Annotated in this window: 15 protein-coding genes; 2 read left to right on the forward strand and 13 right to left on the reverse strand. The window is 56.9% G+C overall.

Annotation, left to right across the window (positions count from 1 at the left end):
• Positions 1-18: 18 nt before the first annotated feature.
• Positions 19-714: a pirin family protein gene (locus L462_RS06290; RefSeq protein ID WP_014171990.1), complete on the reverse strand. Its 696-nt coding sequence runs from the start codon at positions 712-714 to the stop codon at positions 19-21.
• 122 nt (positions 715-836) lie between these two features.
• Positions 837-1,874, reverse strand: a complete 1,038-nt coding sequence (locus tag L462_RS06285; RefSeq protein WP_032679129.1) for an oxidoreductase — start codon at positions 1,872-1,874, stop codon at positions 837-839.
• Between the two features lie 308 nt (positions 1,875-2,182).
• Here L462_RS06285 and yhhY point away from each other — a divergent pair, with 308 nt between their 5' ends.
• Positions 2,183-2,671 carry an N-acetyltransferase gene (yhhY, locus tag L462_RS06280; RefSeq protein ID WP_014171992.1) on the forward strand — a complete coding sequence of 163 codons (489 nt, stop codon included), beginning with the start codon at positions 2,183-2,185 and terminating at the stop codon, positions 2,669-2,671.
• 39 nt (positions 2,672-2,710) lie between these two features.
• Here the strand turns inward: yhhY and ggt are convergent, their stop codons facing one another.
• Positions 2,711-4,453 (reverse strand): gamma-glutamyltransferase, encoded by a 1,743-nt coding sequence (ggt, locus tag L462_RS06275; protein ID WP_032679738.1) that lies wholly within the window; start codon positions 4,451-4,453, stop codon positions 2,711-2,713.
• Positions 4,454-4,579: 126 nt separating this feature from the next.
• On the opposite strand from ggt, the gene L462_RS06270 reads away from it, so the two are divergent.
• Positions 4,580-4,966 (forward strand): DUF2756 family protein, encoded by a 387-nt coding sequence (locus L462_RS06270; protein WP_020884553.1) that lies wholly within the window; start codon positions 4,580-4,582, stop codon positions 4,964-4,966.
• Here the strand turns inward: L462_RS06270 and ugpQ are convergent.
• The 10 genes from ugpQ to livK all read right to left on the reverse strand — a co-directional run bounded on the left by ugpQ (position 4,947) and on the right by livK (position 14,947).
• On the reverse strand, positions 4,947-5,696 hold the full coding sequence (gene ugpQ, locus L462_RS06265; protein WP_032679130.1) for a glycerophosphodiester phosphodiesterase: 750 nt from the start codon (positions 5,694-5,696) through the stop codon (positions 4,947-4,949). The two genes, L462_RS06270 and ugpQ, sit on opposite strands and share 20 nt — an antisense overlap.
• Entirely contained in the window at positions 5,693-6,763 is a 1,071-nt protein-coding gene (locus L462_RS06260; RefSeq protein ID WP_032679131.1) for a sn-glycerol-3-phosphate import ATP-binding protein UgpC, read from the reverse strand. The genes ugpQ and L462_RS06260 overlap by 4 nt, the downstream gene beginning before the upstream one ends.
• A gap of 1 nt (position 6,764) precedes the next feature.
• On the reverse strand, positions 6,765-7,610 hold the full coding sequence (gene ugpE, locus L462_RS06255) for a sn-glycerol-3-phosphate ABC transporter permease UgpE (protein ID WP_014171997.1): 846 nt from the start codon (positions 7,608-7,610) through the stop codon (positions 6,765-6,767).
• Complete coding sequence (ugpA, locus tag L462_RS06250; protein ID WP_014171998.1) at positions 7,607-8,494, reverse strand: sn-glycerol-3-phosphate ABC transporter permease UgpA; 888 nt, start codon at positions 8,492-8,494, stop codon at positions 7,607-7,609. Before ugpA ends, ugpE begins: the two co-directional genes overlap by 4 nt.
• A 73-nt stretch (positions 8,495-8,567) precedes the next feature.
• Positions 8,568-9,884 (reverse strand): sn-glycerol-3-phosphate ABC transporter substrate-binding protein UgpB, encoded by a 1,317-nt coding sequence (ugpB, locus tag L462_RS06245; protein ID WP_032679132.1) that lies wholly within the window; start codon positions 9,882-9,884, stop codon positions 8,568-8,570.
• A gap of 227 nt (positions 9,885-10,111) precedes the next feature.
• Positions 10,112-10,825, reverse strand: coding sequence for a high-affinity branched-chain amino acid ABC transporter ATP-binding protein LivF (gene livF / locus L462_RS06240; protein WP_032679133.1), 714 nt, complete (start codon positions 10,823-10,825; stop codon positions 10,112-10,114).
• 1 nt (position 10,826) lies between these two features.
• Positions 10,827-11,594: a high-affinity branched-chain amino acid ABC transporter ATP-binding protein LivG gene (gene livG / locus L462_RS06235; protein WP_014172002.1), complete on the reverse strand. Its 768-nt coding sequence runs from the start codon at positions 11,592-11,594 to the stop codon at positions 10,827-10,829.
• Positions 11,591-12,868 (reverse strand): branched chain amino acid ABC transporter permease LivM, encoded by a 1,278-nt coding sequence (gene livM, locus L462_RS06230; RefSeq protein ID WP_014172003.1) that lies wholly within the window; start codon positions 12,866-12,868, stop codon positions 11,591-11,593. The genes livG and livM overlap by 4 nt, the downstream gene beginning before the upstream one ends.
• On the reverse strand, positions 12,865-13,791 hold the full coding sequence (gene livH, locus L462_RS06225) for a high-affinity branched-chain amino acid ABC transporter permease LivH (protein ID WP_020884547.1): 927 nt from the start codon (positions 13,789-13,791) through the stop codon (positions 12,865-12,867). Before livH ends, livM begins: the two co-directional genes overlap by 4 nt.
• 46 nt (positions 13,792-13,837) lie before the next feature.
• Complete coding sequence (gene livK, locus L462_RS06220; RefSeq protein WP_020884546.1) at positions 13,838-14,947, reverse strand: high-affinity branched-chain amino acid ABC transporter substrate-binding protein LivK; 1,110 nt, start codon at positions 14,945-14,947, stop codon at positions 13,838-13,840.
• Between the last annotated feature and the right edge of the window lie 121 nt (positions 14,948-15,068).

Raw genomic sequence — 15,068 nt, forward strand, 5'->3', positions numbered from 1 at the left:
GCATTTATTTATGATTTATTACACCGGTGGCAGATCAAACAGCAGAATTTCGCTTTCACTGTCGGCATGCACGGACAGTGCCTGCTCATCCCAGATTGCCAGACCATCCGCCGTGGTGGCTTTCGTGCCGTTAATAGACACCTCGCCTTTCACCACCTGGATCCAGACGCGGCGGTTAGCGGCAATCTGATGGACAGACTGTTCGTCTTTTGCCAGCGCCCAGCGGTACAGTTCCATATCCTGGTGCACTTTCAGCGAACCGTCACGCGCATCCGGAGAGAGCACCAGCTGTTTGCCCTGTTTAGCATCAAAGCGGCGCTGTTCGTAGCGCGGGGTGATGCCGGTTTCTTCCGGAATGATCCAGATTTGATACAGGTGCAGTTTTTCCGTTTTGCTTGGGTTGTATTCAGAGTGACGCACCCCGGTACCCGCACTCATAATCTGGAACTCGCCCGCCGGAACCTGCTCTTTGTTGCCCATGCTGTCCTGGTGCTCAACCGCCCCTTCCAGCACATACGTCAGGATTTCCATGTCTTTGTGCGGGTGGGTACCGAAGCCCTGGCCTGCATCAATCACGTCATCGTTAATGACGCGCAGTGCGGAGAAGCCCATAAAGTTCGGGTCGTAGTAGTCAGCAAACGAGAATGAATGCCATGAGTCCAGCCAGCCATGATTCGCGTGACCACGTTCGTTTGCTTTGCGTAAGTAGATCATTGTTTCACCCTCAGTTCGTTTCGATGGAGTAAGTGTGGACGCAAACGGCCTGGGATCATAGAGGGTGAAAATTGACTCCTCTGTTCAAAAATTTAGAACAAGCAAAGAGGAGTCATAATTTCTTATCTGGCGAGGGTTATCGTGGCAGGAGAGGCCTGTTCGAAGGCCCGTTCAAGGAGTTCGAGATTGGTCATAACTTCAGATTCCTTGACGTAATTGGGCGCACCGTTAGTCAGGGTCTCATACAGCGCATCGTAAACGCGGCCATAGTCACCCGCTTCGGGTTTCACGTCCTCTTTAACGGTGATGCCCTCTGCGTTGACGTACTCCAGCACGCCCACGGAGTCATCCGCCGCAAACCCCGGGTCGCCGGGCATAATGTTCGCCTTCAGGCTGGTCTCCTGCTGGTCGATACCGTACTTAATAAACGAGCCTCTGGTGCCATGCACAATAAATTTCGGATAGTCAATTTTCACCAGATGGCTGGTTTTGACGATGGCTTTCAGGTCGCCGTAAAACAGCTGGGCTTCGAAGGTATCGTCCGGGTTGGCTTTATTCCGCAGGCTGCGAATGTCATACGCCACGTGGTCCGGTCGGCCAAACAGGGAGATTACCTGGTCCATGGTGTGCACGCCGAGACCATAGAACGAGCCGTCCTGCGGCAGGCCGGGATGCGTTTCCACTACCGGACGGTAGTAATCAAAGTGGCTTTCAATCTCGACGATGTCACCCAGTTTACCGCTCTCAATCACTTTTTTTGCCGTCAGGAAGCAGCTGTCAAAGCGGCGGTTTTGGTACGGCGTGACGGTCAGCCCTTTGCGCTTCGCCAGGTCAAACAACGTTTTCGCCTCTGTCATTGTCGGGGTAAACGGCTTTTCCACCAGCACGTTTTTGCCCGCCTCCAGCGCGCGTTTTGCGTACTCGAAATGGCTGTCAGCGTGGGTACAGACAATCACCAGTTTGACCTGCGGATCGTTGAGGACCTCATCAAGATCGCAGGTGAAATGAATATGGGAGTACTGGGGAGACTGCTCTTCCGGCTTCGCGCGACGCCGGTAGATATGGGCAACGTGCCAGCTGTCTTTGCGGTTGAGAACATACGGAAGGTGGTAACGCGTGGTGCTTTTGCCAAATCCAATAAATGCGCAATGTAATGTCATGGCTCAGTCCTTTTTAAGGTTACTGAGTGCAACCATAGCGCAAGTTTTGCCCTCACCCCAGCCCTCTTGCACGGGGAGCGGGCGAAAAAAGACAAAAAAAAGCCAGCGAAAAGCTGGCTAAAGTAATACTGGAAGCAATGTGAGCAATGTCGTGCTTTCAGGTTCCCGTAGGGGTCTTCCTGAACGCAGAGCAATAATAATCATTCTCATTCGCACTTGTCCAATCTTTTTTGCAAAAATTAGCAGTTGACTCAAATTTTAATCTCACTGATGTTGGAATGGACGTTTAACTGACTGAGGATGAAGGAATGAGTGAGATTGTGATACGCCATATCGAAGCCCGCGATGCAGAAGCGTTACGTGACATTATGTCGCATCCTGGGGTGTATCACGACACGCTACAACTTCCCCATCCCTCAATGGATATGTGGCATGACCGGGTCGCGACGAAACCGGGAAGACGACATCTCGTCGCCTGTCTGGACCAGCGAGTGGTTGGCCATATGGCACTTGATGTGATGGAAAATCCCCGCCGCAGCCACGTTGCAACGTTCGGCATTAGCGTGGCCGCTGATGTACAGGGACGCGGTGTGGGTCGTGCGCTCATGCGCGAAATGGTCAATCTCTGCGACAACTGGTTGCGCATTGAACGCATTGAGCTCACGGTTTTTGCGGATAACCCTGCGGCACTGGCGCTGTATAAGAAGTTTGGGTTTGAAATCGAAGGGACCGGCAGGAACTTCGCCCTGCGTAACGGCGACTATGTGGACGCGTATTACATGGCGCGGCTGAAGTGATAAATTGCCCGGTAGCGCGACGCTTACCGGGCAACAAAATCAGAACCCCGCCGTCAAATCATCCACCGAACGCGGATCCGAGGCCCCAAACAGCGTGCCGTCCGGGCCGACCATAATGCTCTGGGTGCTGCCCATTGCCTCTTTCAGCGCCACCTTCTGTCCGCGCTGCTCCAGCAGCTTGATGGTATCCGGGCTAAAGCCCTTCTCAACACGCAGCTCATCCGGCAGCCACTGGTGGTGGAAGCGCGGCGCGTTGGTCGCTTCGGCGACGTTCATCCCGAAATCGATACTGTTCACCACCATCTGCAGCACCGTGGTGATAATACGGCTGCCGCCAGGGCTGCCTGTCACCAGCCAGGTTTTACCGTCTTTGACCACGATGGTAGGCGACATGGACGACAGCGGACGCTTCTTCGGCCCGACCGCATTCGCATCCCCGCCTACCAGTCCGTAGACGTTCGGCACGCCCGGTTTGGCCGAGAAGTCATCCATCTCGTTATTGAGCAGAATCCCGCTGTTGCCTGCCACGATGCCTGTACCAAAGGTGGTGTTGAGGGTATAGGTCACCGCCACCGCGTTACCGTCTTTATCCACCACCGAGAAGTGGGTGGTCTGGTTGCTCTCATACGGTGCCAGCTTGCCCGGGCGGATCTCGCTCGACGGTTTGGCCTTGTTGATATCAATCTCATCAGCAATCGATTTGGCATAGGCTTTATTGGTCAGCGCCTGCCACGGCACCTTCACGAAGTCCGGGTCGCCCAGGTATTCTGAACGGTCGGCGTAGGCGCGTTTTTCCGCCTCTGCCATCACCTGCATGGCATCCGCGCTGCCGAAGCCGAACTTGTGCATATCGAAGTTTTCAAGAATGTTGAGGATCTGCACGATGTGAATGCCGCCGGAAGACGGAGGCGGCATCGAGAAAACGTCATAGCCGCGATAGCTTCCGTGAATCGGCTCACGCTCGACGGCCTTGTACTCCGCGAGATCCGCTTTGGTGATAAGCCCACCGTTTTTTTGCATCTCTTCGGCAATCTGGTCGGCAATCGCCCCTTTATAGAACGCATCCGGGCCGTGCTCCGCAATCAGCTCCAGACTTTTCGCCAGGTTCTTTTGCACCAGCTTATCGCCCTTCTTCAGCGGTTCGCCGTCTTTCCAGAAGATAGCCTTGCTGTTTTCGTGATTCGGAATCACTTCGCTGCCATAGGTTTTAAGATCGTCAGCCAGGGCGTCATTCACCACAAAACCTTCGCGGGCGAGCTTAATCGCAGGCTGTACCACTTTGTTGAGCGGCAGGGTGCCATATTTTTCCAGCGCCAGGGAGAAGCCTGCGACGGTGCCCGGCGTACCGGAGGCGAGATGCGAGGTCAGAGATTTTTTGCTGTCCGGGTTGCCTTGATCGTCAAGGAACATATCGCGGGAAGCCTGTCCGGGGGCCATCTCACGGAAGTCGATGGCGGTGGTTTTGCCGTCTTTGGTCCGCAGCATCATAAAGCCGCCGCCGCCCAGGTTCCCCGCCTGCGGATGCGTCACCGCCAGCGCATAGCCCACCGCGACTGCCGCATCCACCGCATTACCGCCCTGCCGGAGAATATCAACGCCCACTTTCGTTGCCAGCGCATCCACCGACGCCACCATACCCTGCGTTGCCCGCACGGGATGAAAAACATCTTCCTCCACGCCGTACGAGACTGGCGGAGCCGCTGGCGGGTTGGCCGCCACGCTAAATGTGCCGCCTGCCATCAGCGCGGCGATCGCTATCCAGCGCAAAAACGTTGGTTTCATCATTATTGTTCTCCAGGTGAAGAGGGCCATATTCCCCGCTTAAGCCTGGTTCACAACTCCTAAAAAATCATCGTCATGGTGAAATCAGGGTAAACTTAAGAGAAGCCTCAAAAGAAGGAGATGACAATGAAACGCTTACTGATTCTTACGGCGCTGCTTCCGTTTGCCGCGCTCGCACAGCCACTCAATACGATGAACAACCCGAACCAGCAGGGCTACGTCATTCCAAGCCAGCAGCGTATGCAAACGGAGATGATGAGCCAGCAGCAACAGCAGAAAGGGATGCTGAACCAGCAGTTGAAAACGCAGACCCAGATGCAGCAGCAAAGCCTGCAAAACCAGATGAACACCAACACCCAGCGCATACAGCAGGGTCAGGTGCGTGAGCAGCCGCTGCCTAACCCGAACGGCGGAATGCTGGGCGGGATGACCTCGTCGGGCAGCGGACAGCAGCATATGCTGCCGTCCCAGTCACCGTCGAATGGCGGGATGCTTAATTCTTCGCAGAACTAAAGTTCGGGCCGATCGCGTCAATCGCATCGGTACAGATACTGTCCACCCCCCAGCGCAGCAGCTCCGCCGCGCGCTGGGGTTTGTTGACGGTATAGACCAGAATATGCAGCCCTGCCTCTTTCAACACGTTTACCCGTGCCTCATCCAGCAGCGCGTGGTTCAGGTGAATCGACACACACCCTAAACGGCTGGTCAGCTCACGCCAGTCATCACGCCACGTGTCGAGCAGCAGTCCGCGCGGCAACGCCGGAACGGACGCCTGCGCCGCCTCCAGGGCATCAATGTCAAACGACGACAGCAGGGGTGGCGTCATGCCCTCCCACAGCTCACGCGCGGCCAGCGCAATGACTTTACCTGTGAGCGGCCCGGTGCCGGTGGTTGGTTTGATTTCGATATTGGCCATCATGCCATGCAGGCGACAGCGGTCGGCCACTTCCGCCAGCAGCGGCAGCGGCTCGCCTTTGAACTCGCTGCTGTACCAGCTTCCGGCGTCGACGTTCAGCAGATCGCGCCACGGCAGGTCTCCCGCCACGCCCCAGCCATTGCTGGTGCGTTCGAGGTTGTCATCATGCAGAAGGAAAATCTCGCCGTCTTTCGATAGCTTGGCGTCGAACTCGATCATCGTGTGACCGTAATGCGCGCCCATATCGATAGCCGCCAGCGTGTTTTCCGGAGCCAGTTTACCGCCGCCCCGGTGGGCGACGATGTGGGGATAAGGCCAGTTACTCATATACGTTGTCCTGTTTCACCGTCGAATACGTGCAGGTGATTTTCCGGCAGATGCAGCCACAGCGTGCTGCCTGCTTTAGGGCGCTCCTGATGGGCCAGACGCACCACCATTTTTTGTTCACCCCAACGTCCGTGCGCCAGGTTGTCAGCCCCCAGCATCTCCAGCGTGTCCATGACCAGCGGCACGCCGCCTTCCGCCTGTGAGGTTAAACCAATATGTTCCGGGCGGATACCGAGCGTCATCTTACGCCCGGCATAGCCACGATAGTACCCGTTTACGGGCAGCGCCATCCCACTTTCCAGCTCAAAATGCGTACCGGCGCTGCTGAGCCGCCCTTCCAGCAGGTTCATCGCCGGGCTGCCAATAAAGCTCGCCACAAAGCGGGAGGCCGGTTTCTCGTATACCTCTACCGGGGTGCCAATCTGCTCGGCGACGCCTTTGTTCATCACCATCACGCGCTGGGCGAGGGTCATCGCTTCCACCTGATCGTGCGTCACATACAGGGAGGTGGTTTTCAGACGACGGTGCAGCTGCTGCAGCTCAAGGCGCATCTGCACGCGCAGCTTGGCATCAAGGTTTGAGAGCGGCTCATCGAACAGAAATACCGCGGGGTCACGCACAATGGCGCGCCCCATCGCCACACGCTGGCGCTGTCCGCCGGACAGTTCACGCGGACGTCGCTTGAGCAGGCCATCCAGCTCCAGAATACGCGCCGCCTCTTTCACGCGCTCATCGATATGGCTTTTGCCCATCCCGCGGATTTTCAGCCCCCAGGCCATGTTCTCTTCCACGCTCATGTGCGGGTAAAGGGCGTAGTTCTGAAACACCATCGCGATGCCCCGGTCCTTCGGCTCCATCTCGGTCACGCGCTGGCGATCGATCCAGATATCGCCGCTGGTCACACGTTCAAGCCCGGCAACCATGCGCAGCAGCGTCGATTTACCGCAGCCTGACGGGCCAACCATCACGATAAATTCCCCGTCCGCCACGTCGAGCGTTAACGGCTGAATGACCTGGGTTTTGTTGTCCCAGCTTTTGGTCACTGCCTGTAATTTTAAACCTGCCATCTTATTTCTCACTGTCCACTAAACCACGCACGAACGCACGCTGCATGGCTAAAACGATAACGACCGGGGGGATAAGGGTGAGCAGCATCGCCGCCATCACCTGATTCCAGAGCGTGGTGCCTTCACCGGTGGCGATCATGCCTTTGATGCCCGCCACGGCGGTGCCAAGATTGACGTCCTGAATAATCAGCAGCGGCCACAGATACTGGTTCCAGCCGTAGATAAAGGTGATGACAAACAGCGCCGCAAGGTTGGTTTTCGACAGCGGCAGCACGATGTCACGGAAGAAGCGCATCGGCGAGGCTCCGTCAATACGCGCGGCCTCAATCAACTCGTCCGGCAGGGTCATAAAGAACTGGCGGAACAGGAAGGTGGCGGTGGCCGAGGCCATCAGCGGCAGGGTTAAACCTGCGTAGCTGTCCAGCATCTTCAGGTTGGCGATCACTTCCACCGTCGGGAAAATACGCACTTCTACCGGCAGCATCAGGGTGATGAAGATCATCCAGAAGAACAGGTTACGCAGGGGAAAGCGGAACCAGACGATGGCGAAAGCCGAGAGCATCGACACCGTGATTTTGCCCACCGTAATACCGAACGCCATGATGAAGCTGTTCAGCATCATCAGCCAGAATGGCGCGCTGTTAGCGCCCACGCCCTGGGTCCAGATGGTTTTCATGTTTTCGAAAAGATGCCCGCCTGGGATCAACGTCATCGGCGTATCAAACACCGCTTTGGTGTCCAGCGTGGCGGCAACGAAGGCCACGTACAGCGGGAACAGAATAACGATGATGCCCAAAATCAGCATGGTGTGGCTGAACATCGTCAGCCCGCGACGGTTCTCGATCATTGGTAGCGCACCTTACTTTCGACATAACGGAACTGCACTACCGTGAGAAGGATGACGAGGAACATCAGCACGACCGACTGGGCGGCGGATGCCGAGAGATCCAGACCGGCAAAGCCTTCGCGATAGATCTTATAGATAAGCGTCGTCGTGGCCTGTACCGGGCCACCGGCCGTAGCGGCGTCGATCACCGGGAAGGTGTCGAAGAAGGCGTAAACCAGGTTGACCACCAGCAGGAAGAAACTCACTGGGGCAATCAGCGGCAGCGACAGCCTAAAGAAACGACGGACCGGCCCTGCACCATCAATCGCCGCGGCTTCAACCAGCGAGCGCGGAATAGACTGCAGCGCAGCAAAGAAGAACAGGAAGTTGTAGCTGATCTGTTTCCACACCGACGCGAAGACCACCAGGAACATCGCCTGACCGCTGTTCTGGGCGTGGTTCCAGTCGTAGCCGAACTCCGCCAGGAAATGGGTAATCAGCCCGCGCCCTGGATTAAACAGGAAGATCCACAGCACGGCGGCGACGGCAGGCGCCACGGCGTAAGGTAGCAGCATCAGCGTCTGATACAGACGGCTGCCGCGCACCACGTAATCCACCAGCGCCGCGAAAAAGAGCGATGCGACAAGACCGCTGACAGTGACCAGCGCGCTGAACTTCATGGTCGTCCAGAAGGCGTCGAGGTAATAGCTGTCATGGAACAGTGCGGTAAAGTTATCCAGCCCGACAAACTGGCTGGAAAGCCCAAACGGATCGACGCTTTGTACCGAGTACCAGAGCGCCTCGCCCGCAGGCCAGATAAAGAAGATAACGGTGATGACCAGCTGCGGCGCGACCAGCAAATACGGCAGCCAGCGCGAACGGAACACCGGACGGGATGAGGACATAGTTTAGCTCAGCGTAGGTAGCCCTCACCCCAGCCCTTCCCGCAGGGCGAGGGACAGGATGAGGGTAAAATGATTAAGACTTTGTTGATTGCTCAAAGCGGCGCAGCAGCTGATTACCGCGCTCTACCGCAGAATCCAGCGCCTGCTGTGGGGTTTTCTTCCCGGTCCACACGCTTTCCAGCTCTTCATCTACGATGGTACGGATCTGCGGCATGTTCCCCAGACGCAGGCCTTTGGTGAACGGCAATGGCGGCTTGTTGAGCATCTGACGCGTCGCGATATCCGCGCCCGGGTTTTTGCTGTAGAAGCCCTGCTCGCGGGTCAGGTCATACGCGGCCGTGGTGATAGGCAGGTAGCCGGTTTTCTGATGCCATTCGGCGGCATTCTCTGGCTTCGCCAGGAAGTCGAGGAACTCGGCCACGCCCTTGTAGGTGCCCTTGTCTTTGCCCTGCATGACCCACAGGCTCGCCCCACCGATGATGGCGTTCTGCGGTGCGCCTTTCACGTCAGCATCGTAAGGCATCATGCCTACGCCGTAGTTGAATTTTGCGTAATGACGGATATCCGCCAGAGAGCCGGAAGAGGCGGTCGTAATCGCACAGTCACCGTTGTAGAACTTCTCGGTGGATTCGTCTTTACGCCCGAAGTAGCTGAAATCGCCCTTCTTGTTGAGATCGGCGAGCAGAGCGATGTGCTTCACCTGCTCTGGCTTGTTGAACTCCAGTACCGCGTCGGTGCCGTCGAAGCCGTTGTTTTTGGTGGCCACCGGCAGGCCGTGCCAGGCGCTGAAGTTTTCAATCTGGATCCAGCCCTGCCAGCCGCTGGCGTAGCCGCACTTCATCCCCGCCGCTTTCAGCTTAGCGGTGTACGCCGCCAGGTCCTGCCAGGTTTTTGGCGGTTGTTCCGGATCTAAACCGGCTTTCTTGAAGGCGTCTTTGTTGTAGTACAGCACCGGCGTGGAGCTGTTAAACGGCTGAGACAACAGATGACCGGTTTTGGAATCGGTGTAGTAACCCGCCACGGTCGGCACGAACTGCGATTCGTCGAAGTTGATACCTGCGTCTTTAAACACTTCGTAGACCGGTTTAATGGCTTTAGAGGCCATCATGGTCGCAGTACCGACTTCGTAAACCTGAAGCAGCGCAGGTGCATTACCGGTACGGAAAGCGGCAATGCCCGCGCTCAGGCTCTGCTCGTAGTTACCTTTGTACACCGGCACAATTTTGTAATCCGGATGGGTGTCGTTGAAACGCTGCGCCAGGGAGTCAACTTCTTTACCCAACTCCCCTTCCATGGAATGCCAGAACGGAATGGTGGTGACAGCCATTGCGTTCGCCGCAAAAGTCAGCCCCATTGCCAGACCCAAAGCTGTGTGTCGTAACGATGTCATTGTCATCTCTCTTATTGTGCCGGATGCGCGATATCACGCGTTTTTATGCTCGCGAGGTAACATGACATGCTCGAATGACAGAAAAATAACTGTTTCTTTACAGTGAGATGACAACAAAACGTCAGGCGGATGATGGTTGTGTGAAGGCGGTTGGGGTAAGTTCGGTGCGGTCTGGTACCCTGCATGAAAAAAGGCAACTGACGTTGCCTTTTTGCTTTTGCTTTTATCTAGCCGCCGAGATAGGCGCTTCGCACCGCTTCGTTTGCCAGCAGCGCGTCGCCGGTATCGGAGAGCACCACGTGGCCGTTTTCCAGCACGTAGCCGCGGTCGGCGAGCTTCAGCGCCTGGTTGGCGTTCTGTTCGACGAGGAAGATGGTCATCCCCTCTTTACGCAGCTGTTCGATGGTGTCGAAGATCTGCTGAATGATGATCGGCGCAAGACCGAGCGACGGTTCATCCAGCAGCAGTAAACGCGGCTGGCTCATCAGCGCGCGACCAATCGCCAGCATCTGCTGTTCACCACCGGACATCGTGCCGGCCCGCTGAATACGGCGCTCCCACAAACGCGGAAACAGCTCATAGACCCATTTGATGCGGGACTGGTACTGGTCGCGGTCGGCAAAGAAGCCGCCCATCGCAAGGTTCTCTTCCACCGTCATTCGTGAGAAGACGCGACGCCCTTCCGGGACAATCGCCACCGCTTCACGCATGATTCTGGCGGTTTGCCAGTCGGTAATATCTTTGCTATCAAAGACAATCCGCCCGCTGGTGGCGCGCGGGTCGCCGCACAGGGTGCCGAGCAGCGTGGTTTTACCCGCACCGTTCGCGCCAATCAGGGTGACGATTTCGCCCTGATTGATATGCAGGCTGACGTCGTGCAGCGCCTGTATCTTGCCGTAGTGAGCATTAACCTTGTCGAACGTTAACATCGCTTTTTCCATCTTATGCCTCACCCAGGTATGCACGGATCACGTCCGGGTTGTTGCGGATCTCTTCCGGCGTCCCGTTTGCCAGCGGCGTGCCCTGGTTCACCACGTAGATACGGTCAGAAATGCCCATCACCAGCTTCATATCATGCTCAATCAGCAGGATGGTGGTGTCGTGATGATCGCGCAGTTCGGCAATCAACTCGTCCAGCTCTTTGGTCTCTTTCGGGTTAAGCCCTGCCGCCGGTTCATCGAGCATCAGGATTTCTGGCTGCGTCACCATGCAGCGCACGATCTCCAGACGACGCTGGTCACCGTAGGCCAGGTTGCTGGCCTGACGGTTCGCATGCTGCAGCAGGCCGATACGGTCGAGCCAGGTGGCGGCGCGGTCGAGCGCTTCATCCTGAGCACGGCGGAAGGCCGGGGTTTTCAGCAGGCCAGAGAAAAGGCCGGTTTTGAGCTGCAGGTGTTGCGCCACCAGCAGGTTCTCTATCACCGTCATCTCGCGGAACAGACGCACGTGCTGGAAGGTTCGCACCACCCCCATGCGGGCAATCTGCTGGCCCGGAAGCCCTTCCAGATGCTGGTCGCGCAGCTTGATGGTGCCACCCGTCGGCTTGTAGAAACCGGTCAGGCAGTTAAAGACCGTGGTTTTCCCCGCGCCGTTAGGGCCAATCAGGGAGACAATCTCTTTCTTGTGCAGATCCAGATTCACGTTGTTGACGGCGAGCAGGCCGCCAAAACGCATCATCAGGCCGTTAACGGATAATAATGGCTGGCTCATGCCTGCTCTCCTTTCGCTTGCCCGTTTTTCAGCTTCAGCTGTGGACGGGTCATCGGCAGCAAGCCCTGCGGACGCCAGATCATCATCAGCACCATCAAACCACCCAGCATCAGCATGCTGTATTCGTTAAAGTCGCGCATCAGCTCACGGGAGACCACCAGCAGAATGGCCGCCAGGATAACGGCAAACTGCGAGCCCATACCGCCGAGCACCACAATCGCCAGTACAAAGGCAGATTCAGCAAAGGTAAACGATTCGGGGCTGACAAAGCCCTGACGCGCGGCAAACAGCGTACCGGCAAAACCGGCAAACGCGGCGCTGATGGTAAACGCAGTCAGCTTGATGCGGGTCGGGTTGAGGCCCAGTGAACGGCAGGCGATTTCATCTTCACGCAGCGCTTCCCACGCACGGCCCAGCGGCATACGCAGCAGACGGTTAATCACGAACAGGGTAAGCACCACCAGCAGCAGCGCCACCAGGTAGAGCCAAATCACCCGGTCGGACGGATCGTACTTCACGCCAAAGAAGTTGCTGAAGGTATCCCAGCCCCCTTCGCGAGCCGTACGGCTGAACTCCAGACCAAAGAAGGTCGGTTTCGGGATCTGGCTGATCCCGTTCGGGCCGCCGGTCACTTCGGTGTTGTTGAGCAGCAGGATACGCACGATTTCGCCGAAGCCTAAAGTCACAATCGCCAGATAGTCACCGCGCAGGCGTAAGACCGGGAAGCCCAGCAGGAAGCCCGCGGCGGCGGAGACCAGGCCCGCCAGCGGCAGACAGGTCCAGAAGCCGAGACCGTAATAGTGGTTCAGCAGCGCGAAGGTATAGGCCCCGATGGCGTAGAAACCACCGTAGCCCAGCACCAGCAGGCCAGACAGCCCCACCACTACGTTCAGGCCCAGACCGAGGATCACGTAGATCATGGTCAGGGTCGCGATATCGACCGTACCGCGAGAGACCACAAACGGCCACGCCACCGCAGCCACCAGCAGCGCCACGAAGAACAGCTTCTGCTTAACTGTTGAGCCGTCGAGAGCCGGCAGAACAAATTTCGGACCGGAGACACTTTTCAGCGTCTTCTGGAACACAGGACGCAGCATCTGGAACAGAAACACAACCGCGGTGCCAATGAATATCCACTGCCAGCGAATGTCGGCGGCGGTATCCACCACCAGTTTTGTGCCGTCCAGCTCTAACTGGACGCCCATAAAGACGCCTGCCAGCACGAAGAACATGGCGGCTGAGAGGAGCGCCATTGCGAAATGCATCGGTTTCATACTTTCTCTACCTCCGGACGACCCAGAATACCGGTAGGCATTACCAGCAGAACCAGAATCAGCAGGGCAAACGACACCACATCTTTATATTCCGTACTCAGATACGCGGAGGAGAGCGCTTCGGCCACGCCCAGGATCAGGCCGCCAATCATCGCGCCAGGAATACTGCCGATACCGCCCAGGACCGCCGCGGTGAAGGCTTTCATCCCGGCCATAAAGCCGATGTACGGGTTGATAACGCCGTAGAATTGCCCCAGCAGGACACCCGCGACCGCCGCCATCGCTGCCCCAATCACAAAGGTCAGGGCGATAACGCGGTCGGTGTTGATGCCAAGCAGGCTCGCCATCTTCAGATCTTCTGCGCAGGCACGGCAGGCGCGTCCCATACGCGAGTAGCGGATAAAGACCGTCAGGGCGAGCATTGCAACGAAGGTCACCACCCAGATCACCAGCTGCATGGTGGTGATAGAGGCAGAGAAGTTCTCGCTGGCACCGACCACCCACTGACCGTTGAACAGGCTTGGCAGCGCCACGTCGCGCGAGCCTTCCGTCAGGCTGACGTAGTTTTGCAGGAAGATCGACATCCCGATGGCGGAGATCAGCGCAATCAGGCGTTTGGAGCTACGCACCGGCCGGTACGCCACGCGTTCAATGCTCCAGCCATAGGCGCTGGCAATCACAATCGCGCCGACAAACCCGGCGGCGACCAGCAGCCAGCTGCTGTCGATACCCATCATCATCAGGGCGGCGATAATCATAAAGGAGACATAGCTACCGATCATGTAGACCTCGCCGTGGGCGAAGTTAATCATGCCGATAATGCCGTAAACCATCGTGTAGCCGATGGCGATCAGCGCGTAGGTGCTTCCCAGCGTGACGCCGTTAAACATCTGCTGCAGGAAATAGAGAAACTGCTCGGACATATGCAAACCTTTTTATACCCGCCCGGCGGTCCGGGCGGTGGGATAATTATTTGGCGACCGAGGACGAACCGTCGGCGTGCCACTTAAAGACACCAAACTCAAATCCCTTCAGATCGCCTTTCTCATCCCAGTTCAGCGGCCCAATCACGGTGTTCGCCCCGTGTGCTTTTAAATCTTTCACCAGATCCAGCGGTTCTTTGCTGCCGGTGCGATCCAGCGCGGTTGCCAGAGACTGCACCGCCGCGTAGGTGATCCAGACGTACGGACCACTTGGATCTTTCTTCTGCGCCTTGAGCGCGTCTACGATAGCCTTGTTCGCAGGATCCTGGTCATAGCGTTTTGGCATCGTCACCAGCATTCCTTCGCCTGCGTCCCCGGCGATGTTCGACAGGGAGGCGTTACCGACGCCTTCTGGCCCCATAAACTGGGTTTTCAGCCCGACCGAACGCGCCTGACGCAGCATCTGACCCATTTCCGGGTAGTAGCCGCCGTAGTAAACAAAATCGATATTCTCTTTTTGCAGACGGGCGATCAGCGCGGAGAAATCTTTCTCGCCAGCGGTGATGCCATCAAAGAAGACGATATTCGCGCCGCCTTTTTTCAGCCCGTCCTGAACGGAACGCGCCAGGCCTTCACCATACTGCTGTTTGTCATGAATAATGGCGATGCGCGTCGGCTTGACGGTGTCGAGGATGTATCGGGCGGCGGTTGGTCCCTGAGACGAGTCCAGACCGGCAGTACGCATGATGTGCTGATAACCGCGCTGAGTCAGTTCAGGGTTGGTTGCGCCCGGGGTAATCATCAGAATGCCTTCGTCTTCGTAGATATCAGACGCAGGCTGGGTGGACGACGAGCACAGGTGGCCAATCACGTACTGGATGCCATCGTTCACGATTTTGTTAGCGACCGCGACGGCCTGTTTGGGATCGCAGGCGTCGTCATATTCCACGCCAACCAGCTTGTCGCCTTTGATGCCGCCTTTGGCGTTGATGTCTTTGATTGCCTGGCGAGCACCGTTGAACTCCATATCCCCCCACTGGGCAACAGGACCGGACATCGCACCCACTACAGCAACCTTAATATCTTCCGCCATGGCTGCATGCGAAATCGCCAATGCAACCATCCCCGCGATTAACGTCTTCGCGTTCCTTTTCATCTCTGAATCCCCATTCGTGATGTCGTGTATATATTTTGTTTTATTATGGTTAAAAAGCATTCTGTACTTTTAATGCACAACGCTATTTTTACCAGCGCCTTTAATGGTTTAGCGCAGTTTT

The sequence above is a fragment of the Enterobacter sp. BIDMC 26 genome (assembly GCF_000534435.1).
Classification (GTDB): domain Bacteria; phylum Pseudomonadota; class Gammaproteobacteria; order Enterobacterales; family Enterobacteriaceae; genus Enterobacter; species Enterobacter ludwigii.